Annotated in this window: 25 protein-coding genes; 8 read left to right on the top strand and 17 right to left on the bottom strand. The window is 64.2% G+C overall.

Features of this window, described 5'->3' with window-relative positions:
• Window positions 1–24: 24 nt before the first annotated feature.
• From AC5FRW_RS11600 to AC5FRW_RS11590, 3 genes are all read right to left on the bottom strand, one after another.
• Window positions 25–1,851 (bottom strand): cbb3-type cytochrome c oxidase subunit I, encoded by a 1,827-nt coding sequence (locus AC5FRW_RS11600; protein ID WP_493568621.1) that lies wholly within the window; start codon window positions 1,849–1,851, stop codon window positions 25–27.
• A 145-nt stretch (window positions 1,852–1,996) separates the two neighbouring features.
• The gene (locus AC5FRW_RS11595; protein WP_493568620.1) at window positions 1,997–2,245 is read right to left on the bottom strand and encodes a DUF6684 family protein; all 249 of its coding nucleotides are present in this window, start codon (window positions 2,243–2,245) and stop codon (window positions 1,997–1,999) included.
• 68 nt (window positions 2,246–2,313) lie between these two features.
• Window positions 2,314–2,709 carry a DUF7541 family protein gene (locus AC5FRW_RS11590; protein WP_493568619.1) on the bottom strand — a complete coding sequence of 132 codons (396 nt, stop codon included), beginning with the start codon at window positions 2,707–2,709 and terminating at the stop codon, window positions 2,314–2,316.
• A 152-nt stretch (window positions 2,710–2,861) separates the two neighbouring features.
• On the opposite strand from AC5FRW_RS11590, the gene AC5FRW_RS11585 reads away from it, so the two are divergent.
• Window positions 2,862–5,345: a DUF7527 domain-containing protein gene (locus AC5FRW_RS11585; protein ID WP_493568618.1), complete on the top strand. Its 2,484-nt coding sequence runs from the start codon at window positions 2,862–2,864 to the stop codon at window positions 5,343–5,345.
• 64 nt (window positions 5,346–5,409) lie between these two features.
• On the opposite strand, the gene AC5FRW_RS11580 is transcribed toward AC5FRW_RS11585, so the two are convergent.
• The gene (locus AC5FRW_RS11580) at window positions 5,410–5,715 is read right to left on the bottom strand and encodes a hypothetical protein (RefSeq protein WP_493568617.1); all 306 of its coding nucleotides are present in this window, start codon (window positions 5,713–5,715) and stop codon (window positions 5,410–5,412) included.
• A 207-nt stretch (window positions 5,716–5,922) separates the two neighbouring features.
• On the opposite strand from AC5FRW_RS11580, the gene AC5FRW_RS11575 reads away from it, so the two are divergent.
• From AC5FRW_RS11575 to AC5FRW_RS11565, 3 genes are all read left to right on the top strand, one after another.
• On the top strand, window positions 5,923–7,290 hold the full coding sequence (locus tag AC5FRW_RS11575) for an adenylosuccinate synthase (RefSeq protein ID WP_493568616.1): 1,368 nt from the start codon (window positions 5,923–5,925) through the stop codon (window positions 7,288–7,290).
• 76 nt (window positions 7,291–7,366) lie between these two features.
• Window positions 7,367–7,561, top strand: a complete 195-nt coding sequence (locus AC5FRW_RS11570) for a methytransferase partner Trm112 (protein ID WP_493568615.1) — start codon at window positions 7,367–7,369, stop codon at window positions 7,559–7,561.
• Window positions 7,562–7,647: 86 nt separating this feature from the next.
• A complete protein-coding gene (locus AC5FRW_RS11565) occupies window positions 7,648–8,226 on the top strand; it encodes a DUF7524 family protein (protein WP_493568614.1) in 579 nt (192 codons plus the stop codon).
• 5 nt (window positions 8,227–8,231) lie between these two features.
• Here the strand turns inward: AC5FRW_RS11565 and AC5FRW_RS11560 are convergent, their stop codons facing one another.
• On the bottom strand, window positions 8,232–9,314 hold the full coding sequence (locus AC5FRW_RS11560) for a DR2241 family protein (protein ID WP_493568613.1): 1,083 nt from the start codon (window positions 9,312–9,314) through the stop codon (window positions 8,232–8,234).
• Window positions 9,315–9,386: 72 nt separating this feature from the next.
• Window positions 9,387–10,262: a CbiX/SirB N-terminal domain-containing protein gene (locus AC5FRW_RS11555; protein WP_493568612.1), complete on the bottom strand. Its 876-nt coding sequence runs from the start codon at window positions 10,260–10,262 to the stop codon at window positions 9,387–9,389.
• Between the two features lie 84 nt (window positions 10,263–10,346).
• Here AC5FRW_RS11555 and AC5FRW_RS11550 point away from each other — a divergent pair, with 84 nt between their 5' ends.
• The 4 genes from AC5FRW_RS11550 to corA are packed head-to-tail and all read left to right on the top strand — an operon-like array spanning window position 10,347 to window position 13,577.
• Window positions 10,347–10,835 carry a DUF7523 family protein gene (locus tag AC5FRW_RS11550; protein ID WP_493568611.1) on the top strand — a complete coding sequence of 163 codons (489 nt, stop codon included), beginning with the start codon at window positions 10,347–10,349 and terminating at the stop codon, window positions 10,833–10,835.
• 53 nt (window positions 10,836–10,888) lie between these two features.
• A complete protein-coding gene (gene cysS, locus AC5FRW_RS11545) occupies window positions 10,889–12,373 on the top strand; it encodes a cysteine--tRNA ligase (protein WP_493568610.1) in 1,485 nt (494 codons plus the stop codon).
• Between the two features lie 56 nt (window positions 12,374–12,429).
• A complete protein-coding gene (locus AC5FRW_RS11540; RefSeq protein ID WP_493568609.1) occupies window positions 12,430–12,597 on the top strand; it encodes a hypothetical protein in 168 nt (55 codons plus the stop codon).
• The gene (corA, locus tag AC5FRW_RS11535) at window positions 12,594–13,577 is read left to right on the top strand and encodes a magnesium/cobalt transporter CorA (RefSeq protein WP_493568608.1); all 984 of its coding nucleotides are present in this window, start codon (window positions 12,594–12,596) and stop codon (window positions 13,575–13,577) included. The genes AC5FRW_RS11540 and corA overlap by 4 nt, the downstream gene beginning before the upstream one ends.
• Window positions 13,578–13,579: 2 nt before the next feature.
• On the opposite strand, the gene AC5FRW_RS11530 is transcribed toward corA, so the two are convergent.
• From AC5FRW_RS11530 to AC5FRW_RS11480, 11 genes are all read right to left on the bottom strand, one after another.
• Window positions 13,580–14,764, bottom strand: a complete 1,185-nt coding sequence (locus tag AC5FRW_RS11530; protein WP_493568830.1) for a tripartite tricarboxylate transporter permease — start codon at window positions 14,762–14,764, stop codon at window positions 13,580–13,582.
• 165 nt (window positions 14,765–14,929) lie between these two features.
• Complete coding sequence (gene rpl12p / locus AC5FRW_RS11525; RefSeq protein WP_493568607.1) at window positions 14,930–15,277, bottom strand: 50S ribosomal protein P1; 348 nt, start codon at window positions 15,275–15,277, stop codon at window positions 14,930–14,932.
• A gap of 8 nt (window positions 15,278–15,285) precedes the next feature.
• Window positions 15,286–16,335 (bottom strand): 50S ribosomal protein L10, encoded by a 1,050-nt coding sequence (locus tag AC5FRW_RS11520; protein ID WP_493568606.1) that lies wholly within the window; start codon window positions 16,333–16,335, stop codon window positions 15,286–15,288.
• Between the two features lies 1 nt (window position 16,336).
• A complete protein-coding gene (locus tag AC5FRW_RS11515) occupies window positions 16,337–16,975 on the bottom strand; it encodes a 50S ribosomal protein L1 (RefSeq protein WP_493568605.1) in 639 nt (212 codons plus the stop codon).
• A 353-nt stretch (window positions 16,976–17,328) separates the two neighbouring features.
• Window positions 17,329–17,817, bottom strand: a complete 489-nt coding sequence (locus AC5FRW_RS11510; RefSeq protein ID WP_493568604.1) for a 50S ribosomal protein L11 — start codon at window positions 17,815–17,817, stop codon at window positions 17,329–17,331.
• A 106-nt stretch (window positions 17,818–17,923) separates the two neighbouring features.
• Window positions 17,924–18,124: a VNG_1110C family protein gene (locus AC5FRW_RS11505; protein ID WP_493568603.1), complete on the bottom strand. Its 201-nt coding sequence runs from the start codon at window positions 18,122–18,124 to the stop codon at window positions 17,924–17,926.
• 137 nt (window positions 18,125–18,261) lie between these two features.
• Window positions 18,262–18,966, bottom strand: coding sequence for a DUF4013 domain-containing protein (locus AC5FRW_RS11500; RefSeq protein WP_493568602.1), 705 nt, complete (start codon window positions 18,964–18,966; stop codon window positions 18,262–18,264).
• 115 nt (window positions 18,967–19,081) lie between these two features.
• Window positions 19,082–21,214, bottom strand: coding sequence for a ribosome rescue protein RqcH (rqcH, locus tag AC5FRW_RS11495; protein WP_493568601.1), 2,133 nt, complete (start codon window positions 21,212–21,214; stop codon window positions 19,082–19,084).
• Between the two features lie 36 nt (window positions 21,215–21,250).
• Window positions 21,251–22,285 carry an NAD(P)/FAD-dependent oxidoreductase gene (locus AC5FRW_RS11490; RefSeq protein ID WP_493568600.1) on the bottom strand — a complete coding sequence of 345 codons (1,035 nt, stop codon included), beginning with the start codon at window positions 22,283–22,285 and terminating at the stop codon, window positions 21,251–21,253.
• Window positions 22,286–22,334: 49 nt separating this feature from the next.
• Window positions 22,335–23,051: an MBL fold metallo-hydrolase gene (locus tag AC5FRW_RS11485; RefSeq protein ID WP_493568599.1), complete on the bottom strand. Its 717-nt coding sequence runs from the start codon at window positions 23,049–23,051 to the stop codon at window positions 22,335–22,337.
• Window positions 23,052–23,093: 42 nt separating this feature from the next.
• Entirely contained in the window at window positions 23,094–23,516 is a 423-nt protein-coding gene (locus tag AC5FRW_RS11480; protein WP_493568598.1) for a hypothetical protein, read from the bottom strand.
• Between the last annotated feature and the right edge of the window lie 78 nt (window positions 23,517–23,594).

Here is a 23,594-nt window from a genome sequence, read left to right as displayed (position 1 = left end):
AAAAGAGCTGTAACCGTCGGGGAATTACTCGTCTGCCTGCGAACCGTCGACGGCTTCGCCACCGTCGGTTGCGACTTCTTCCTCGCCGCCGTCTGCGAGCGCGGTCTCACGCTGCTGCTTGAACCATCGGAACTCGTTGCCCAGCATGCCGTCGCGTTCGAGGTTCCACGGGTCGTGACTCTCGACGCGACGCCCTTCCAGCCAGGACGTGACGATGTTCCAGACGAAGATCAGCTGTCCGACCAGCAGGATGAAGGCGCCGATAGAGGCCAGCTGGTGGAAGGTCGTCACCTGTGTGAGGGGCGCGAACGCGCCGTCGAAATTGTAGGTGGCGTACCGGCGGGGCATGCCCAGATAGCCCAGTGCCAGCATCGCGAAGAAGGTGACGTTGGTGCCGACCATCGACAGCCAGAAGTGTGCCTTCCCGAGCGTGCGCTGGTACATCCGGCCGGTGACGATCGGGAACCAGTAGTAGATCGCCGCGAAGGCGGCGAAGCCGATCGCACCCATCACGATGTAGTGGAAGTGCCCCACGACGTAGTAGGTGTCGTGCAGGATCAGGTCGACGGGAATCGAGGCGAGGAAGACGCCCGTGACACCGCCGATGATGAAGTTCGAGACGAAGCCGATCGAGAACAGCATCGGCGTGGTGAGCCTGATGCGACCGTTCCACATCGTCGTGATCCAGTTGAACGTCTTGACGGCACTGGGTATCGCGATCGCCAGTGACACCGCCATAAAGGAGGCTCGCAGTCGCGGGTCCATCCCGGTCGCGAACATGTGGTGTGCCCAGACACCGAACGAGAGGACACCGATGGCGAGTGTCGAGTAGACGACGAACTTGAATCCGAACAGTTTCCGGCCGGAGAATTTCGGCAGGATGTAGCTCACGATCCCCATCGGCGGCAACACGAGGATGTACACTTCGGGGTGGCCGAAGAACCAGAACAGGTGTTGCCAAAGGAGTGTGCCCCCGCCCTCGACGGCGAAGAAGGTCGTCGCGAGGTTCCGATCCAGTAGGAGCATGATCAGCGCGCTGCCCAGCAGCGGGAACGCGAAGAGGATCAGCGCGGACTGGGTGAGGATCGTCCAGCTAAAGATATCGAGGTTCGCCCAGTTCACGTCGTCGCCGCGCTCGGTGAAGATGGTCGCGATGAAGTTGATCGCACCCATCGTGGCCGCGACCCCCGAGAGGTGGAGTCCGAGCAACATGAGGTCGGTCCCGGCCGAGGCCTGTGGGCCACAGTTGGACGCGACGGCCTGTCCACAGGACGACAGCGGCGTGTACATCGTCCAAGAAGTCTGGGCCGGGACGATGTCGACGCCGCCGATCGGTGCGGTGAAGAAGCCAGCCCAGATCATCAGCGCCGCCGGCGGCAGCAGCCAGAACGCGATGGCGTTGATCCGTGGGAAGGCCATGTCGTCCGCACCGATCAACAGCGGGACGAAGTAGTTCGCAAACGCTGCGATGATCGGCGTCCCGAACAGGAACAACATCGTGATCCCGTGGCTCGTCAGGATCGAGTTGTAGAAGTTCGGACCGATGATCGCACCGCCGGGAACGATAAGCTGGACGCGGATCAGGAACGCCATGATCCCGCCCACGGCGAAGGCGATCACCGCGTAGACGCCGTAGAGGATGCCGATGTCCTTGTGGTCGACAGTGGTGAGCCAGCGCACCACGCCGCCCGGTTTCTCTGCGTGTCCGTGGCCGGTCGCCTCGCCGTAGCCCCCCGCACCACCTGCAAGTGGGGAGTACGATCGCCAGTCCTCGACCCGCGCGAGGGCGCTAACGATCACGACGAGCAGCACGGCCATGAGTGCCGTCAGTACTAACTGCTCTCCTGCCATGGGTATCCCTCAGGATTGGGGCATAATGAAAGGGTCGATTCTCGACTTGAATGGATGACCGAACAGCTTCGGTTACGTGTCGACGCCGGACGGTCACATCGCTGGTGAGTGGTCGGATCTGTGGAAGGAAGACCGGTGTTCGCGCCTACTCGGCGGCGTCGTCGGTGCCGTGTTCCTCAGCGCCCTCGATGGCCTTGCCCGTGTAGTAGGAGAGGATCGCCAGCCCGATGAACATCGTTCCGATGAGAGCGAACTGCATCGTGCTGAACACCGGATCGAACCCGAAGGCTGGGACGACGGCGAAGGCGGCGATGAAAAAGAGCATGATCCCGAGTGGGATCATGTTGACGGTCAGATCGAGCAGTGTCTCCTTCTCGAAGCCGAGCAGTGACATAGTCGCCGCTTAGCGGACGGCGACTAATAGCTCTTTGATTTTCTCGCGTCGTGGATCGCCCCGTCGCCTCACGCGGCAGTCTGTTCGGCGATCGACCCGACGACACCAGAGACGGCGAGAATGATACCGGCAGCCGAGATGGAGAGGCTGCGTGCGAGGATGCCGTTGCGCCCGAAGTCGTTCAGCGTCACCGCTGCCAGATCGAACTGGGTCACGACAATCACGACACCGGCGATCGCGAGGACGGCCCCGAACGCGAGCAGCGTCGGCCACGGCTTGCTCGTGTACTCCGACTCGGCCAGGATCCCGGCGATGCTGCCACCGAACAGGAGCAGGCCGAACACGGCGACGGTGAAGACACCGAGGAAGACGCCGACTTCCGAGATCGCGAGACCGAGCGCGACGAACATCGGCCACGGACTCGCTCGTGCAGACTCGTCGGTCAGTCCAGGATCCTCAGTCATAGACTCCGATAGGACCCGAGCGATAAAAGACCCGTCGGACTCACCCGAGAGTGAGACCCCACCACAGTGTCGGACGCACGTCTGACTACTCGGGACCAGTACCGCCAGACCGGGCGCAAACTATTTGTCTCGCATGGGGCTTGTGGTGCATAATGAGTACGCGCACAGTCGAGCAAATCGACTCGTGGAGTACTGTGCCGTTTTCCGGCGGGTACAGTGGTCTCCACGATCTCGCCGATTCTGAGTTCTCCGGTGCCGTGATCGCCGGTCCGGCACGGTTGTTCATGCTCAACGGCAAGGTCGTCGGAGTGCTCGACGGCTCGATCGAGGATTTCGAGGACGCCAGCGGGACCGCTCGCGAAGCACCCCACCCCGGCCTGCCGCTGCTCGCAGTGATGCAGGAACGATCCGACGAGGTTCGGGCGAAGTACTACACGGAAGACACACCCATCGCCGAGGTCGACCAGACGCTCTCCAGTGGCGGTTTCACGGGCTACGTCGAACTCTCAGAGAACGTTCTCTCCGGCGACTACTACCAGATCTACCATCAGGGACGGTCGATGAGCGTCGCCTGGGTCGGAAACAGCGATCAACTGGTGACCGAAGACGAGGCGTTCGAACAGGCAAACGACGAGGTCGGCATCTACGAGGTGCGACCGGTCGACATCGACATCGTCGAGCTTCCCGAACCGCAGACGGCCGACGACGGGACAGACGAGGTGGTCGACGACGAGACAGTCGACGAATCGGCTTCCCCAGTGGACGCGTCGCCGGACCGTGGCGACGAGACCGAGGGGGAAAGCGACGCTCCCGCCCCGGAGGCTGACGCGGAGTCAGAGCCGGCAACGACGCGAACGGAGACGACCGAATCCCGAGACACGGAAGCGGTGGCGTCTGGCCGTTCCGAGTCGGAACCAGACACCCGACCCACGACCGAGCAAGAACCGACTCCGAGCGAGCAGGACCCGACACCAAGCGAGACGAACGAGCGGGGACGGACGGCCGATCACGATCCACGACCGACCGAAGCAGAATCACCGGGGAGAGAGTCCACTGCCCGGGCAGACTCGTCCGCGTCGGAGCCACACGATACGGGCACCGACCGACCGCGGGCGGCCACGGAGCAGTCCGTCGACGAGACACAGGACCGACCGACCGCCAGTGAGCAGACCCAGCGAGCACCGGAGCACGACGAGGTGCAGCCGGATCGACAGCGAGGGTCGCCAGACCCCGATCCGGCCGAGGCGGGGCGGGGACCCACGTCCGAACCGGCACCCGCCGAGAGCGCCGCCGTCGGGCCAGCACCGCACGACCCGTCCGCTGGCGGGGCGACCGATCTCGAACTCCGGTCGATCCCGTCACTCGATCCAGCCCACTCGGAGACGGCCAGTCAGTCGACGAACGCCGGACGGAGTGACTCGAACGGTGGCACGGGTCGGTCGTCGACACAGCAGTCCACGACGGCGGGACAGTCCACGGCTGATGCGTCGAGCCCGGACGCGCGCAGGCAGGCGGCCAAAGGCGATGTGCGTCGCGACGAGAGTCGCCAGTCACAGACTCGCCAGAACGAGAGCCGGCAGAGACAGGCACAGGACAAGCAGTCCCAGCAGAACCATCCCGCCACGTCGTCTGCCGAACGATCTGGGGAGCGAGACGAACACACAGCAGAGCAACAACGCTCGACGGACCAGCGAGAGCAGACGCCGGCACACACAGAGCGAATCGACGAACTCGAAACCGCACTCGAAGAGTCGGAAGCAGAACGCGAGACACTCCAGTCGGAACTCGACGCACTGGAGGGCGAACGAGACGAGCTGAAAAGCGAACTGGAGGAGGCCCGTGCAGAGATCGACCGCCTCGAAGAACAACTGGCGGAGGCGACGGCAACTGAGACGCCGGACGCGGAGACGCGACTGAGTCAGCGAGAGGCGATCGATCAGACGAACCTGTTCGTCCGCTACGATTCGAAAGGCGACGCGACGCTCGAAGCCGTCCACTCGGGCAACGCAAAACAGTCGGCGGTCGACGACAACCTCAGACTCGAGTACCACACGCAGTTCGACGCCGCGACGGCGGCGGTCGGGGGCCAGCAGTTCGAAACGTTCCTCCTCGAAAGCATCCAGTATCGCTTCGTCGACTGGCTGGTGCGGGACTTGCTCTACGAGATCCGTGACACCGGCAACCCCGACGCGATGCGCGAACTGTTCGACGCGCTCCCGAAGATCGACCGCGCGGAACTCAACGGCCAGATTTCGGTGGAGTACGTCGAAGACGGCGAGCAACACCGAACACAGGAGCAGTTCGACGTCGTGGTGCGAGACCGGATGGGGAACCCACTGATCGTCGCCAACATCAACGACTCACGCGACCCGGCGACCGACAACATGATGACCGACCTCATCACGCGGGCCGAACGCGTCGGGGCGTCGAGTGACTCGCTTGCCGGCGCGTTCCTCGTCACCGAGAGTTTCTTCGAACCGCCGGCGCTGGAAACGGCCGAAGAAGCAACGTCGAGCGGTCTCCTGAGTCGCGACAAGCGAAAGAGTTTCGTCAATCTCTCGCGCAAGGACGGCTACCACCTCTGTCTCGTCGAGGCACGAAATCAGGAGTTCCACCTGGCGGTACCAGAACTGTAGATCGGAGAATCGTCTGTTTCGAGAATGGAGCGTGCCAGCATCGGTCCCCACCCGATGGAGCGCCTCAGCCTTCGATCTCTGCAGCGTCTTCGATCTTCATGCCTTCGAGTTTGTCGATGATTTCGTCGACCTTGTCGTCGAGGTCGTCGACAAACTCGGAGGTCTGTTCGGTCGTGATTGCACCCTGGCTCGATGGCTCGATGAGGTTCTCCTCTTCGAGGACGCGCAGCGAGTATCGAACTTTGTGGTGCGGGTAGCCCGTCTCGTTGGACATCTTGACGATGCCGATCGGTTCGTTCTCGATGACCATCCGCAGAACCTGCAGATGACGCTCCAGCATATCTACTTCCTTCTCAAGCCTGTCTATCATGGCAATTGTTAACTTGTGTTTGCGGGATTTAAAAGTTGCTGTCGTTGGCACCAGTTACCGGTTTTTCTCGCCCGGAATTCGGTTCCAGCAGGCTATCGTCTGTGAATAAACCGAAGGTGTGCATAAAGGTGTCGTGGTACGTGCGAGAGTGAGCGCTCGCGCGCACTTCCGTAATCTGTTTAGCTCGGTGGCAGGAACGTCCGACTGATGACCGTAACCATCGTCGGCTCACAACTCGGCGACGAAGGCAAAGGCGGTATCGTCGACGTCTACGGTGACGCGGCGGATATCGTCGTTCGCTATCAGGGTGGCGACAACGCAGGCCACACCGTCGTCGACGGCAGCGAGGAGTACAAACTCTCGCTGGTACCGAGTGGAGCGATCCGCGGCAAGATCGGTGTCCTCGGGAACGGCTGTGTCGTCAACCCCGAGACACTGTTCGACGAACTGGACACACTCCACGAACGGGGGCTGTCCCCGGACGTACGAGTCGCCGCACGGGCACACGTCATTCTCCCCTATCACCGCATTCTCGACGGCATCGAGGAGGACGCAAAGAGCGAGGAAGGAGACCTCGAAGCAGCGACGACCGGTCGGGGAATCGGTCCGACCTACGAGGACAAGGCCGGCCGACGTGGCGTCCGCGTCGGCGACCTGCTCGACCCCGAGACGCTCAGGGCGCGACTGGAATACGTCGTCCCGCAGAAGCGCGCGCTCGCCGAGGACGTGTTCGGTATCGAGACCGGCGACGCCTTCGACGTGGACGCACTGTTCGAGCAGTATCGAGCCTACGGCGAGCGCCTCGACGATGCGGACATGGTGGTCAACGCCGGGGAGTTCCTCGACGACGCCATCGCCAGCGGGCAGAACGTCATGCTCGAAGGCGCACAGGGAACGTCTATCGACATCGACCACGGCATCTACCCCTACGTCACGTCCTCGAATCCAACCGCAGGCGGTGCCTGCACCGGCACCGGACTCGGCCCAGCGACCATCGGGCAGGGCGAAGTCATCGGTATCGTCAAAGCCTACCTCTCGCGGGTCGGCACCGGCCCGCTCCCGACGGAACTGGCGGGCGTCGAAGGGCATACTCCCGGCTACGAGGCAGGCAGCGCCGACGAGGACAGCGAGGCACTGGCCCACTACATCCGCGAGGAAGGCGGTGAGTACGGGACAGTCACCGGCCGCGCGCGCCGCGTCGGCTGGCTCGACATGCCGATGTTGCGCCACGCCACACGAGCCTCCGGCTTTACCGGCATCGTCGTGAACCACCTCGACACGCTGGCGGGCCTCGACGAGATCAAAGTCGGTCACTCCTACACACTCGACGGCGAGGAACGACTCGCGATGCCCGCCACCACGGAGCAGTGGGGCGAGTGCGAGGTAAACTACCACAGCTTCGAGGGCTGGGACGAGCAGGACTGGGCGGCCGTGGCCGATGATGGCTACGACGCACTGCCCGAACAGGCCCGGACGTACCTCGGCTACATCAGCGACGAACTCGGCGTCGACATCTACGCGGTCGGTGTCGGACCGGGTCGCGAAGAGACAATCGTTCGCGAACGCCCGTTCTGAGGGGCAAGGGTCGGTCGAGCGCCACGACCTGCCTGCACCCGGCACGTTTTTCACAGCCCCGGCCCGAGACGGAGATATGAAGGAGGACCTGATGGACATCATCTGCTGTCCGCTCGACAAACACGAGCTGGAACTCGAAGCCGACGAACGCGAGGACGACGAAGTGGTCGCCGGGTCGCTCGTCTGTACCGAATGTGGCGAGTCGTACCCGATCGAGGACGGCATCCCGAACCTCCTCCCGCCGGACATGCGCGAAGACGCCCCGGCCTGATCGGGCTGTCGCGCACGGCGACGCACCGTCGGACCGTCGCTATCGGTGCCTGAACCTTTTTCTACCGTCGTCGCCCACCTTTGGACGTGCCTGATACGTTGCCCGTGCACGTCAACAGAACGTCGTTACACTCCCTCGAAGTCCCAGACCACTTCGAGACCGACGGGTCCTTCGACGTTCGGTTGCTCAATCACGGCGAGCCGATTCACGTCCATCTCCACCTCGACGACGCGCTCTCGGATGTCGCCACGATCGACGCGCCGAACCATCACGTCGACCGCGAGTCCGAGCGCATCGTCGGTGTTCGGATGACGGACCCCCAGTCGGTCTTCGGGAAGCTCAAAGTAGTCACGAGCTACGGGGCCGAGACCCGCTACGTCGACGTCGAACTCTCGGAACCGACGGGAACCGAGGACTCTGTCCAGGTCGACGAGTCCCTCTCGAAACCACAGCCGAAAGCCGCGGAGGGGAGCGCCGGCAACACCTCGGACGAGGGTGCAACCGAGGAGCGGTCGTTGCCGGTCGCCATCCTCGCGCTCGGTGGCGTCGCCGTCGTGCTCGCACTGGCCGTCGCCGCGCTCGTCGGCGGGACAGTCGCGTGGCTCGTCGCGCTCGTCGTCGTGCTGTCGGTCGCGGCGGCGACGGCGATGGTACTCGTCGGGTAGCCGACTCACTCCTCGGTCTCGACGCCACAGAGGTTGCCGTCGTCGTCGAACAGTTTCGCCCGGAGGAAACGCGTCCGGTAGCGGTTGGCGTCGTCGTACAGGTCCGCCTCACGGATCTCGTCGGTCTCACCGTCGGCGACGCTGTCGATGATCGCTTCGATCTGTGCCTTCTCGCTCGGCGTCAGTTCGAACTCGTAGGTCTGGGTTTGCTCGCCTTCGAGCTTCGTCCAGCGCCGGGCGGCCGAGACCACGAGCGAACACGGTTCTCGACACGGGAAGGTCCCGTCACCGCCGTCGTAATCGAGATCTGTCTCGTCGTCGTACTGCCACTCGCGGCGCTTGAGACACTGTGAGTCGTCACAGCAAGCTTCTGCGACCCACTCGACGTGTTCGTGGCCTTCGCCGCGGTCCCACGTCTGGACGACGCCGTAGATGCCGCTCTGGCGTTCCATCGTCTCGCGCCAGTGGTTCACGTCCAGTTTGCCCTCGCGCTCGCGGTGCCAGTTGGCGATCGTCGCCGGATAGAAGAAATCGGCCGTTTCGACGAGGTCGTCGGGTGAGAGGTCGACGAACGCCCAGCCCCGCTGGAGCGTCGGGGCGGTCTTCAGTGGTCGGTACTTTCCGTCGTCGTCGTGCTTCGCGATCGTTCGGGCGTCCAGCGGGTCGTCGTAGGTCGTGAGGTCGGCTGTGTCGACCGTGGCGTCGTCCTCGTGGACGAGATCGTACTGTCGGTGTCCGTCGTCGTCCCGCCGTGCCGTGATCCGTAGCTCCCCCCACGTGGTTTCGATCCCTTCCGCCAGCGCGTCGTACCGGTCGGGCACGCTCGTCTCGTCTGCCCCCTCCAGCCAGCGGAGGAACGCCCAGCGGTCGGCCTTCTGTGGTGCGACCGCGTGCCAGAAATACCAGTTCGAGACGTACGCGGGAGACGCAGAGACGGCCGTCCCGAGTTCGTCGTCGTCGCCAGCGATGTGGCGCTCGTCGCCGATGTCGACGACGTAACCCTCGCCGTCCGGTTCCACGACGAGGCCATCGAACGCGACCCCATCGGCAGCGGCCGTCACCAGCGCGTCCAAGTGGTCTCCCTGCATAGTCGGACCGAAGGATTCTGTCGAGAAAAGTGGGGCGGTTCGGGCGAGACCGCCCGCGACCCCGGTCGGCGATCAGTCGCCGCTGACAGCCGAGCCACCGGTTTCGGCTCTGACCTGTTCGATGGCGTCGTCCACGTCAGCCCCGGCGTCTGCGGCCCGTTCGAGCAACACGTCGGCCATCAGCGGTTCCGTGCCGACCGCACCGGAGTACCAGATCCGGTGGCCGTCGACGACCGTCGGCACGTCGTAGCCGGTGCGGTAGTCGTCGGTCAGGCCCATGTCCTCGGGGATGTCCTCCTCGGTGTGGTAGCCGTCGGCGACAAAGAGGGGCACGACGACGATGTCGTCGCTCTCGAAATAGTCGGTCACGTCGTCGATCTCGGGGTCCTCGTCCATGAACAGCGCTTGCACCTCGTCGAAACGATCCATCGAATCGATCCGGTCGGCGTGGTACTCGATGGCCTTCGCCGAGTTCTCGTTGCGCTCGGTGCCATGGCCGACGACGGCGAGACCGAAGCCTTCGCCCACGTCAGGATCGCCAGTCACCGACTCGGCGCGCTGGACGATCACGTCGCTCATCGCGTCGTGGGTGCCGGCCGGCCCACAGTAGTGAACGGTCTGGCCGGTGTCTTCGGCCGTCAGTGTTGCCGTGTCTGCGCTCGTTCCGTCGGAATCCCACAGGTCGGGGTCCCAGCCGTCGAGACGGAACTCGCGGGGGATCACCTGCTCGGTGAAGTAGCCCTCGCTGATAAACAGGGGGACGAGGTAGACCTCGTCGGCGTCGACGGTTCGAAGCGCTTCCCGGAAGTGTGGCTCTTCCTTCCAGAAGCTCTCGCGGACCTCGTCGAACGCCCCGACTGCCCGAATCGTATCGGCGTGGTCGAACGTCGGCGTCGAGGACCCGGCGTTGAGATGCGATCCGTGGGCCGCGATGACGAGCGCTTGCATGACCGGTCGTAAGGCAGAGCGCGTCTTAGGAGCTTCGTTGCCGGAACCAGTGGCACTTTCCGGGGCCGGGTGAGTCGTTCTTCCATGTCATCGCTGGCAGCGAGAACACGCGAGGCCGTCCGGGCACGCCCGTTCCTCTACGATGCGCTCGGTGCGGGAATCGTCAACTACACCGCCGCGGCCCGAGCCCTCGACGTCGAGGGCGAGACCGAGGCCATCGCGACCGCGCTACGCCGATACGCAGACGAACTCCCCGATGATGCAGGCATCGAGACCGATGGACGGGTGAGTATGCAGAGCGGGATCGGACGCGTCGAGACCGAGGCTCACGCTGACGATCCGCTGTTGACGGTCGGTGAGACGACGTACGACGTTGGATCGGGATCGAAAACTGGCATCGTCGTCACCGGTAGCGTGGACGCGCTGACGCTCGAACGGGTGCTCGGGGCACTCCGAACCGAGTCCATCGCCGTCGAGACCGCCGGGATGGCAGACGAGACGATTCTGCTCGTCGTCGGTCGACGCGACGGCCCCGATGCGCTCCGTGCCGTCGAACGGGCGATCGAAGAGTAACCTCGTGCTCCCATTCGACGCTTTGAAAGCCAGTCCCAATCTGGTACTCCACAATGACACTCTCAGTGACGAACACGCTCACGGGCGAGCGCGAGACGTTCGAGCCACGTGATCCCGACTCTGTTCTGCTGTACTACTGTGGCCTGACGACCTCCGATCCTGCCCATCTGGGTCACGCTCGCGGGTGGGTCCACGTCGACGTCATGCATCGCTGGCTGGACCACCTGGGCTACGACGTGCGCCACGTCGAGAACTTCACCGACGTGAACGAGAAAATCGTCGCCCGCGTCGGCGAGGACGGCGAGAGCGAGGACGCCGTCGCCCGCCACTACATCCAGACAGTGATCGACGATATGCGCTCGCTCAACCTCAAGCGAGCGGAGGTGTATCCACGCGTCTCCGAGCACGTCCCCGAGATCATCGCGATGGTCGAGACACTGATCGAGAAGGGTTACGCCTACGAAGCCAACGGCTCGGTGTACTTCGACGTGACCACCTTCGAGGAGTACGGGAAACTCTCGAATCAGCGCATCGACGAGATCGAATCACAGGGAGAGCCAGACGAGCGCACAGAGAAGCGAAACCCCGCGGACTTCGCGCTCTGGAAGGCCGACGGCGTCGACCCGGCCGCGATCGCAGACCACCAGCACGAGGGCGCAGCGCCGGCCGAAGAAGCCTGCGAGACCGCCCAGACGTGGGACTCGCCGTGGGGCGAGGGACGACCGGGCTGGCACATCGAGTGCTCGGCGATGAGCACGACCCACCTCGACGACTCGATCGACATCCACGTCGGCGGGCAGGATCTGGTCTTCCCACATCACGAAAACGAGATCGCCCAGAGCGAGGCCGCGACGGGCGAACAGTTCGCGAAGTACTGGCTCCACGTCCGCTTACTGGAGACGAAAGGCGAGAAAATGTCCTCGTCGCTTGGCAACTTCTTCACGGTCGATGCCGCCGTTTCCGAGTACGGTACCGACGTGATCCGCACCTTCCTGCTGTCGACGGCCTACCACAACGCCGCCATCTACAGCGAGGAGACGATCAACGAGGCCATCGAGCGCTGGGAGACGCTGGAACGGGGTTACGAGCGTGCGGTCGAGGCCTGTGACGACGTGGACGCCTACGCGACGGTAGCCGACGACGACCTTCGAACGGCAGTCGCGACGGCACGCGAGACCTTCGAGACGGCGATGAACGACGACTTCAACACTCGAAAGGCACTCACCGCGCTGACGGAACTGGTCGGTGCAGTCAACGTCCACGTCGACGAGCGCACCGCCCGGGATTTCCGGGGACTGCGCGACGCGATCGAGACCATCGAGGAACTGGGCGGTGGCGTTCTCGGTCTCTCCTTCGGTGGGTCCGACGGTGGTGACGTGTCACTGGCCGGCGATCTGGTCGACCTCCTGCTGGAGGTTCGCGAGCGCGAGCGTGACGCAGGCAACTACGAACACGCGGACGAACTGCGCGACGAGATCGAAGCCCTCGGTGTCGAAGTCCAAGACACCGACTCGGGACCGACCTACCGGATCGAATGAGGAGGTTACGCTGACGATCTGTAACGTTTTTGTCGACACCTCGTGACGTAATGGATATGTATCGTCCAGTCGCCGCCGGCACACTCCTGTCGGTGCTCGGGATCGCCGGCTACGTCGCCGGGGTCTTCGAGACGTATCCGGGCCGGGCGTTCTCGCTAACCGTCCTCATGCTCGGTATCACGCTGTTTCTCATCGGGCGCGGGGACGGGAGTGATCGAGTGTGATCTCGGCGCTCGTCTACGGGAGCACGGGCATGCGCTCGTTCGACGACCTCCAGTCTGCACGGAATGCTGCCGGCACCACGTGGGTCCACGCACCCGAGGTCACGGCGGACGAACTCCAGCAGATCGCAGCGACCTTCGATATTCACCCGCTGACCGTCGAGGACCTCCAGAACGACGTTCGCGCCAAGACGGAGGTGTTCCCCGACTACACGTTCGTCCTGTTGAAGACGATCACGCTGGCTCGCGGCGAGACGACCTTCGCCGAGGAACTCGTGACGACGCCGGTCGGCCTGTTCATCGGCCGCGACTGGGTCGTGTCCGTGTCGCCGGGTCCCGCCTCGGAGATCGACCGCGTCCGTCATGCCGTCGAACGCGGGGACGAACGACTCCTCGACCGCGGGGCCGACTTCACCGCCTACCGCGTCGTCGAGGTCGTGATCGACGAGTACTTCGAGGTGCTGGATCGCGTCGAAGATGCGATCGAGGAGATCGAAGAGGAGGTCATCGAATCGCCCGACAGGGAGACGCTCGAACGGATCAACACCGTTCGGCGTGATCTGCTCTCCTTTCGCAAACAGGTCTGGCCCGCCCGCGAGGCCGTGGGCGTCCTCGCCCGCGGCGACACGGCACAGATCGCAGCGGAGACCGAGAAGTACTACCGCGACGTGTACGACCACCTCGTCCAGTTGGCCGACCTCACCGAGACCTACCGTGATCTGGTCTCCGGTGCCCGCGACATCTACCTCAACGCACTCTCCCAATCCACCAACGAGGTGATGAAGGTCCTGACCGTCGTTGCGACCATCTTCATCCCACTAACCTTCGTCGCCGGCATCTACGGGATGAACTTCGATCCGGCCGCAAGTCCGTACAACATGCCGGAACTGGGCTGGGCCTACGGCTACCCAGCCGTCATGCTCGGGATGGCGCTGATCGCTCTCCTGATGCTCGTTCACTTCCGCCGACGCGAGTACCTGTAAGACTACGGCAGCGCCAGCGGGACCAGTAACACCCCCATCAGGTTCGCCCGGCGAGCGCGGAACCGGGCAGGGACGAGTCCGATCACCGTCGCGGCCGCGAACGCTGCGACGCCGACGGCACCGGCGAACAGCCACGACAGCCCGATCAGCAGACAGAGCACGACGACGGCGAGTCGCGTTGGATCGACTCGCCCGACAGCGGCGAGATAGCGGTCACCGAGAACCGGGACGAGGACGAACCCCGCCGTCGCCGCGATCACGACACTGGCGAGCAACAGTCCGAGTGTGAGCGGCGCGTCGGTGCTGTCGAACGCGACGAGCACGCCGGTACGTGGCGTGCCGAGTGCGATCAGGGCGAACAGCGCGAAGACCGCCGTCGCCGTGTTGACGCCACTCGTCGCGACGACGAACTCCCGCGGTCCCGAGCCAGCGATCACCGCGAGCGCGCCGGTCGCCGCGATCGCTGCGGTGACGCCGGGCACGTAACCGACGATCGCACCGGCGACAGTGCCGATCAGTGCGACGACGCCGACGGAGCGCTTCGGGAGTGCGACGGTCGCGTCGTCCTGTGGGGGGACGCCTGCACCGCCGATACTCTCGATCAACACCGGCGCACCGAACAGGCCGGCGAAAAGCGGCATCAGCATCCCGCCGACCGAGACGACGCCGTCGGGCGACAGCGGGAGTGTCACGACTCCGAGCAGCCCGCTCCCGGCCATCGCAACCGCCGCACCGACCCGACCCGGCCAGTCGCGTTCTGTGAGGACGAGTCCAAGCGCGACGGTCGCCAGAACGAGCGAGAGGTGTGCCGAGAGCGTCGGATACAGACGCTTCATCCCGAGCGTGACCGGAATCGCCAGCGGGACGGCCAGCGCGACCGCCAGTCCACTGCCCATCGCCGACAGTCGGAGCGCCTCGCGACCCCGACCGGCGATCACGAGCCGATGACTCGGAAGCGCACCGGCGGCCATCGCCGGATCGGGCACGCCAAGGGCCATCGCCGGCACCACGTCGAGAAAGGTGTGGGCCGTCCCGGCGGCTAACATCGCTGCACCGACGAGTCGCGGCGGCCCCGGCACCGCCGGCGCGACCGCAGCCAACCCCAACGCGAAGGTGTTGGCGTGGATGCCGGGCGTCAGCCCGCTTATCGTCCCCAGTACGACGCCGCCGCCGATCGCCAGCAGCATCGCCACTGTCAGGTCTGGCTGAACGACGACGCCGACGGGACTGCTCACTGCGCCGGAGTGGGACCGTCACCGCTGATAAACAACGGGGACGGCAGACGCTGGACGGGATAGCCGTTGCTCGCTGGCGTGTGCCAAAAGAATCGAAGATTCGGTGTGAACGCCGATTTAACCGAAGAGTTCGCCGAGGCCTTCGCCGCCGTCGCCCTCGTCTTCGTCGTCATCGCCGCCTTCTTCTTCAGCGGCCTCTTCCTCGGCAGCCTCTTCCTCGGCACCGGCGTCTTCCTCGGCACCGTCATCTGCGGCCGGGGCAGCAGCGCCGCCAGCGGCGACGGGTGCAGCAGCGGCCTCGTCGACGGCCTCGTCGATGTCGACGTCCTCGAGTGCGGCGACGAGCGCCTTCACACGGGACTCCTCGACGTCGACGCCAGCGGCGTCAAGCACGTCGGTGAGGTTGTCTTCGTTGATCTCTTCGCCCGATTCGTTCAGGATGAGTGCAGCGTAAACGTATTCCATTGTTGTAATCAGAACATCGCACCGAGTGCGTCACCAGCGTCCTCGTCGTCATCGTCGTCGTCCTCGGCTGCCTCGTCGGCGGCCTCGGCGTCCTCGTCGCTGGTGTCCTCGGTGTCTTGGTCTTGGTCGTCAGCCTGTGCTTCGGTGGCCGCCGGCTGGGCGTCGACGCCCTGGAGTTCCTCCGGCAGCGCTTCCTCGTCGTCGATGTTCGCGGCGATCGCACGGACCTGTGCGTCGGCCTTCCCGATCAGGTCGGGCATGACATCGGGGTCCTCGATTGCCGCGTGGATCGCGAGGCTCTTTGCGTCGCCGCTCGCGCTCTGGAGCAGCGTCGACGCGTTCTGTGCAGTCGGGTACTCGGCGTTGACCGAGAGGTTCCATCCGGCCGATGCGGCGGCCTTGATGTCTGCCTCGTACTGGTCCACGTCGAGTTCGAGCTCCTCGGGTTCGAACAGCACGCCGTCGGCGAAGACGGCACGCAGGTCCAGCCCGACTTCCTTGGGTTCGATCCCGAGTTCGTTGAGCACGTTTTCGAGGTCGGTGGAGACTTCTTCGCCGGCGTCGAGCACCTGCGAGTCTTCCACGACCTTGATCGAGCCGCCGTCGATGCGCGCGTTGGCACCGACACTCTGGAGTTCGCCAACGAACGGACCCGGGTCGACACCCGTGTCACCCTCGGGGATGACGATGTCGTTTGGCGCGACCTCGCCCGCGCTGATCGGCGCGGGAGTCTTCGAGGCTTCGAGTTCCTTGAACAGCCCGAACGGATTGCTGTTGGTCCCGATCAGACCGACCTGACCGGAGACGTACTCGTTGAGCTGTTCGAGACCATCGTCGACTTCGTCGAGGGCACGCTTCAGCAGCGTATTGCGCGAGACACGCAGTTCGGCGGTCCCGTGCAGGCCACGGCGCATGTCCTGTAGCTGGCGCGACGGGATTCCGGTGATGTCGACGACGCCGAGGCTGTCGTAGGATTCGATCATCTCGACGACAGCGTCGACTTCCTCGCGCTTCCACTCGGGAATCGTCTCTGTCTTGCGTTCTGCCTCGGCGCTCATATTAGGCCACCTCCACTGCGGGACCCATCGTGGTCTTGACGTAGACCGAGTCGATGTTCATCGGTCCCTTCTCTAAGTCCGCGTGCAGGCGGCGCAGGATGACGTCGATGTTGTCGCCGATATCCTCGGTGGACATGTCTTCCGCACCGACACGGGTGTGGAAGGTTCGGCGGTCACCACTGCGAATCTGCACGGACTTGCGCATCCGATCGACCATCTCGACGACGTCGTCGTCGGGGCTGATCGGGTCCGGCATCTTCCCGCGTGGACCGAGGACGGTCCCGAGGTAGCGACCGATGTTCTGCATCAGCGCTTCCTCTGCGAGGAAGAAGTCAGTGTCGTCGGCGAGATCTTTCGCGGCGTCGTCGTCGTCACCGAGGTCTGCCAGCTCGTCGCTGGACAGGACCTGATCGGCAACGTCTTCGGCACGCAGAGCGGTCTCCCCCTCTGCGAACACCACGATCGTCGTCTCCTGGCCGGTGCCAGCAGGCAGTACGATACTCTCGTCGACACGATTCGACGGATCGTTCAAATCAAGGTCGCGCAGGTTGATCGCGAGGTCCACTGTCTCGGTAAAATTCCGAGGCGCGGCCTCTTCAAGTGCGCGAGAAACTGCGTTCTCTATATCCTGGTCTGCCATTGTTCACCTCCGTAGTACGCCCGATGGGCTGCTACGGGTCAGTGAAACAGGGCGTACTGTCTCAGACAGTACAGTCGCCTGTCTCACCCGGAACGAAGCCGATGCGACACTTAAAGCCGTCGAACCACACTAGAGAGCCATCCTGGTCGGTTCACGTCGGCCAGAAATCGACGGTCCCACCGCTACGGACTCGTCGAAAGCGTGGAAAATCGGCCGCGAATCCGATTTCGCTTCGGCAGCGTCGAGAACACCGTCAGACGCGCGTTGCTCGTCTGCGGAGTCCGTCGCTACGCCGAGGCTTCGCCTGCGAGAACACCGAAAACTCGCTTCGATCGTTTTCGAGCGCTGGTGGACTACGCTGCTGCTTCGTCTACCAGAACGTCGTCGTACTCGCCAGCGTCGACCTTCTCTTTGAACTCACGCGGGTTCTCACCTTCGATGGTGACGCCCAGCGTGACGCAGGTGCCGACGACTTCCTTCGCGGCGTTTTTGGTGTCGTAGGCCAGCAGGTCGGTCTGTTTCTGTTCGGCGATCTGCTTGATCTGATCGACCGAGAGGTCGGCGACGAACTCCTCGTGGGGTTCGCCCGAGCCGGTGTCGAAGCCGGCTTCGTCCTTGATCAGTTCGGCCGTCGGCGGGACACCGACTTCGATCGAGAACGAACCGTCGTCGTCGTACTCGACGGTGACCGGCACTTCGGTACCGTCGAAGGCTTCGGTCTGATCGTTGATTTCCTGAACGACTGCCTGCACGTCGACGGGGGTCGGGCCGAGCTCGGGACCGAGGGGCGGGCCGGGATTGGCCTGGCCGCCCGGAACGAGCACTTCGATAGTTCCAGCCATGTTTGTCCGAACCTGCCCAGCAGTTTTAAGGATTGCTTTTCAGCGACGCCACGTGAGAGAGACACACCGGTGTCGGTGAGCGCACGAACGGAGAGAAAGTCTCAGTTCAGGCCAGATTGATGCCGTTCATCGCGAGGAAGTCCGAGGCGGCCTTGATCTCGACAGGCGAACCGATGATCCGTACCTGTGCCCCCTCTTCGCGAACCGTCAGCGTAAACTCCTGTTCGAGGTCCTCACGGACGCCGTCGAGGGCAGGGGCTGGCAACAGGATCTGCGTGCTGTCGCGAAACCGGTCGGCACTTGCCATTATCGGATGTGGTGTCGGCCATCGTATTAGTGTATCGAAGTACTCTCGTAACGGAGAATTTCCAGTGAAACGAAGTATCTCGATTGATATTGGGGGCCACAGAGAGAATCACGCCGGTCGGGCCAGATCCCGGTCGCTCACGTCGCTGATACTGGTTCGGCTGGTCGCTGTGGTCGGACGCCCGCACCGAGAGCGTACGCCGCGACGACGTTACCGTAGAAGCTGAGGAACGGGACGGCCAGCAGGCCGACGAGTGTCGACACGGCGATGCCGGTAGCAAAGCCCACGAGCACCGAGAGGACCACCGCGACCAGCCAGCCAGTGGCGAACTGGCCGCTGGCGCCGATGCGTCGAAGTTCAGAGGCAGTAAAGGCCGCCCCCAGTCGGCCCGTCGTGGCGAAGGCGGTAACGGCGACCGGGACGAGATAGACCGCAGCGAGAAGTACCACGACGGCGAGTGCCGCCACGGCGAAGACGACCAGCAGGAGTACCGCCGTGAGTAGACCGCCCCCGCCCGCTCCCCCGGCACCGTTCACAGAGACGCTCGCGAACAGAAACACCGGTGCGACGGCCACCGCCAACACGACCGTCGGCACGATGGTGTACAGCAGCACGATCACGAACGCTTTGAGACCGTCGATCAGCATGTCGTCCCAGCCGTCGAACGGCGGCGGCCGCTCGTCGTCGCCTTGGGCGACCCGCCGGATCACGTGGACGAGATAGCCATAGACGACGAACACTGGCAGGATCAAAAAGCTCAGTAAGCCCAGTATACCGCCGATTGCGAGCTTCTCTACTGCGTCGTCACCGACCGTGGGATAGCGAAGTGCGTCTTCGAACATCGTTGTGCGGGCGTCCCGGCAGGGAAGTGCCTGCGGAAGTACCACGTATGCAGTGACTGGCGTGGGGGCGGATAACTATTGACTGCGTACCCCCCGGTTCGACGTGTGCGTGGTCTTACTCGACCATGCGGCTCCCGCCGGGTGGGAGGAACTCCTGAATCTGGTCGGGGCTGGCGACTTTACGCACGAACGAGTCGTCGGCAAAGCGCTCCTTGAACTCGCGATACAGTCGTTTGGCGATGTCGTTCTGGGCGAACTGGCCCGGTTCGATTCGAACGTTCGTCGCGACCTGTCCCTCGATGGCCGAGCGCGGGCCACCGAGGACGCCCGTCCGTCCCTCACAGGAGATGCCGACGCCGATGTCGACTTCCAGATCCCGGAAGTAGGTACGGTCGCCCCGGATCGCAAAGCCGCCTTTTTCCAGATATTCGCCGCTCTCGGGCGTCTTCGAGACCTGATCCGGGTCGACCATGTACGCGTCGCCGGCGTGCTTGCCGTCCTTCCAGACCGACGAATAGGCGACGGCGAAGGTTGCGGCCTCCCGCTTGTCCTGTTCGGGGATGTCCACGTCGCGACTGGATTCGCTGGGACCGGTCGCCTTCAGGACCGTCACCGGACCGCCGTGAGCCTGCGCGTGGAAGAATTTGTCACCGCGGTCGAGGTACTTCTTGACGAGTTCCTCGTTCTGATCGGCGTTGCGTCCGCCGATGACGAGAAAGTCGTTCGAAGTGCGGAACCACCGGAACCGGTCGTACCAGTTCTCTTGCTTGCGGACGGGGATCGAGGCGCGCGCCAGCCAGTCGATGTCCTCGTCTTCGTCGTCGCCGTCCGCTCCGCCGGTCTCACCGGCATCTTGAGCCTCCCACTCCTCGCGGCGCTGCTTCGCGTCTTCGAGGTCCTCGCGCGTGTTCTCGATGGCCGCCTTCGCACCCTCCTTTTTCTCTTCGATGCGCTTTGCCTCCTGATAGAGGTGGTCGGCGTTCTTCTCGACACCCATCGACGCGTCGACGGTCACGCGCGTGCCGTCGATCGACAGGGACACCGTGCCCTCGCTGCCGTCGACGCCTTCGACGGCTTCAGCGGCGTCGATTCCCTGTTCTTTGCCCTGCTCGAACGTGGCTTCGATCTCGTCCCACGGCGTGTCCTGCTCGCGCGCGCCCTGCACCGTCGAGAGGATCTCGTCGACCAGATCGTAGCGGGCGTACAGCAACTCGGCCTTCTCGCGTTCGGCCTGTGCGTCCGCTTCGAAGTCCTCGATGGCCCCTTGCTGTTGCTCGATGATCCGTTCGTACTTCTCGATTTCCGCCTCGAAGTCCGGGCGGTTCGACCCGGCGTCGACGATCTCTTCGGGCGTGGTCTCACGTTCGACCTCGTAGAAGTACTCGTCGAGCGCGGCGGTGAAGGTCTCGAATGGCTCGCTTTCCAGTTCGACGTACTCCTCCAGCGGGATCGGCGTCACGTCGACGCGGCGTTTCACGTCCTCGCCGTCGATCTCCTCGGTCTCGTAGTACACCCGCGGGTCCAGATCGCCCGTGCGAAGTCGGTCCTTGAGGTCGTCGATGACCTCGTAGAGGCGCTCGAACTCGGCTTCGTCGGTCTCGTCGATCGCCTGATTGTACGGAATGCCGGCACGCGTACAGAGTTCCTCGCCGTACAGCCCACCGAAGTTCAACTGTGTCGCGAGCGTCCGCACCACGTCGGCGTCGGACTGCTCCATGCGTGCGCGAAAGCCTTCGTAGTCGACGGTGAGGGGATTGAACCGCGCCGACGGGAACTCGTACTGCGAGCCCGGTGCGACCGTCCGTGACTTGAGCCGCACCGTCTCCAGACAGTCGACGACCTCGCCGTGTTCGTCCAGTACGGCGACGTTCCCGTCACCGAACAGTTCCGCGACGATGGTCGTCGAGGCGTCCGGCCGGTCGAACTCGAATTCGAGGATGCGGTCGAACTCGAACTGGCTGACGCCGGCCAGTTCGCCGCCCTCGATACGATTGCGCAGCATCATCGCGAAGTTCGGCGGTCGCCCCGGAGCGTCGGGGACGTGTTCGGGCGTGACGACGTGAGCGCGCTTGTTTTCCCCGACCTCGATAAGCAACTCGACCCGGCCCCGATCGAAATCGCGCATCTTGAGCCGCAGGAGGTCGTCCTCGTAGAGGTAGGCCTTGTCGAGTTTGGCCCCCGCGTAGCCGCCCAACTCCCGTTCGAGGGCGGCGAGGTCGACGCTCGTCAGCTCCCGCTTGTGGTCCATGTCGATGCCTGCAGGCCGGGACGCAAAACCGCTTCGCTACAGGTGCTGGCCGATCCGCGCACCGGTCTCCAGTCCGTTCCGTAGGGCTGCGTGGAGCCGTCCCTCGCCGACGACCCAGTCGCCCGCGAAAAAGAGGTCGTGCTCGACCGCCGAATCGAGTGTCCCCTCGGGGACGCCGCTGTCGGGCAGTGCGTACCGCCAGTGCTGGTGGTCGGTCCACGTCGGCTCTTCGAGTCGGTCGTCGTCGAGTAGCGCGGCTGTCTCGGTGGCGATTGCATCGAGGAGCGCCGTCGGCGTGTCGCGATAGTGCTCGACGGACCAGTCCGGTGCCATCTGGACGAGCAGGAGACTCTCGCCGTCGGGGACGTGTCCACGTTTGCACTCCTCGCGGCCGATCCAGCCCACGTCGTGTGCCTTGTCCTCGTTGACGAGCGCGTAGTAAGGGCAGTCGAGTTCGAAATCGTAGTGCAGGAGACCCGAGACGATCGTTCGATACGGAATCGACGCGATGGTCTCCCTGAGCGGCCGACGGTCGGCGTGTTGCCACTCCGACTGTCCCAGTAGATCCGCGGTCTGTGGGGCCGGTGGAGTCAGCAAGATCGCATCGAAGTCACCGTATTCGTGCCCCTCGTCGTCGGTCACGCGCCAGCTATCGCCCGCTCTATCGAGCGTCTCGACGCGCGTCTCGCGCTTGAGCGTTGGGTCGGTCGCGTCGAGGAGGCGGGTCCCAAGCGTCGTGATCCCGTCCGCGTAGGTCCACCGCGTCGCTTGTTCGGCACGTCCCTCGCTGATCGCCCCGTCGCCGTCGAACGTCCAGACCGGTTCGTCGATCTCGATCAGTCCGTCGCTCGGTAACTCTTCGGTGACCAGTTCCGACACTCGCTCGTCGTCGTCCGTCAAGTAGTTTGCGCCGTACTCGTAAACACAGCCCTCCTGTCGCCGGGTCGCGGCGCGCCCGCAGACACCGCCGCTCTTCTCGAAGATCGTCACCTCGGCTTCCGAATCGCGAAGCCCGTACGCCGCCGCCGTACCGGCCGCACCAGCACCGACGACCGCGACTTGCTGTCCCATGTCGAAGTCTCCGACCGGACGGTACAAAAACCCCACTCGTTCGACATAATCACGCTGACAGGGTCGCCGCCAGTGTCCGTAGGGCGTCGTCGCCGTCCCTGATCAGCGGTGTTCCGTGAGCCATCGCTGCCACCTCGAAGCGGGGGGCGCGCTCGGCGAACGACCGGATCGACTCGTGAACTGTCGCCATGTCGTACGAATCGAACCAGATCGGCGGCGTCAGGGCACCGTCTTCCTCCCAGACGAGATCGCCGAGCAGCGCGACGCCGCTGTCGTGGACGTAGACAGTGTGGCCGGGGTTGTGCCCCGGCGTCAGATAGCTCGTGAAGCGGCCCACGCTGTCGCCGTCGTCGACCGCCGCAATCGCGACGCCGTCCGGCAGGGGAAAGAATGCCCGCGCGGCCCGGTGGAAGAGCCCCTTGTGGTTGTTCGACGGTGGGGGGCTGCCAGTGGCGAGATCGTAGTCCGGACGACCGAGATAGGCAGGCCCGTCAAATTCTGGGAGCAAGCGCTTCAACCCACCGACGTGGTCGAGGTCGTAGTGAGTCAGGAGGACTCGGTCGAGGTCGTCGACAGCGTAGCCCGCGTCGACGAGTTCGTCCCGCACCGATGGCTCGTTCCAGAACAGTCCCGTGTCACAGAGCGTGATCTCCGCGCCGTCACAGCCGGCGATCCTGCGCTCGTCGAGGAGGAACGCGTTCGACGCCAGCGGTGGCATCAGTCCCAGATCGAGCTCCCACACCCCGTCGATCAGCTCCCGTGCCATGACGCGCCCTACGTGAGCACGCGGGTAATCGTTGTCGGCTACTCAGAACTCCTCGACGCCGATCTCGTGGGCGTTGCTCTCCTCGTCGATAGTGCGGTCCGTGCCCGAGGCGACCGGGTTCCGGACGATCAGGTAGACAACGGCCGCCCCGCTGCAGGCCGCAAAGAACAGCGAGAAGACCTGTCCACCGACCAGTCCTTCGAACGACTGGAACACCGTATCGACCGAGAGCAACAGTATCGCGAGTAGTCGACCGATCTTTCGCTCCATGGTCAACAGCCCGCCCGAGAGGAACAGCGCAAACGCGATCGAGAGGAAGAGGACGCCGAAGACGGCCCCGCCGAGGCTGGCGAGCGATCCGGTCGCGATCCCGCCGACACCGAACACGAGCGCGCCCGCGCCGCTGAGGAAGTACAGCGCGCCACGAACGAGCGTGTAGAGACCGAGATACCTCGATATTGCCATGGCAGAGACCCTGCGCTGGAGGGGCATTAAATTACTGCCCACAGCGGCCTTTCGGTCCGTGGATGCCCTCGCCGGTGG

The organism is Halomicrobium sp. HArcht3-1, from assembly GCF_058933345.1.
The sequence above is the reverse complement of the archived record's forward strand: the minus strand, read 5'-3'. Positions and strand labels throughout refer to the sequence as shown.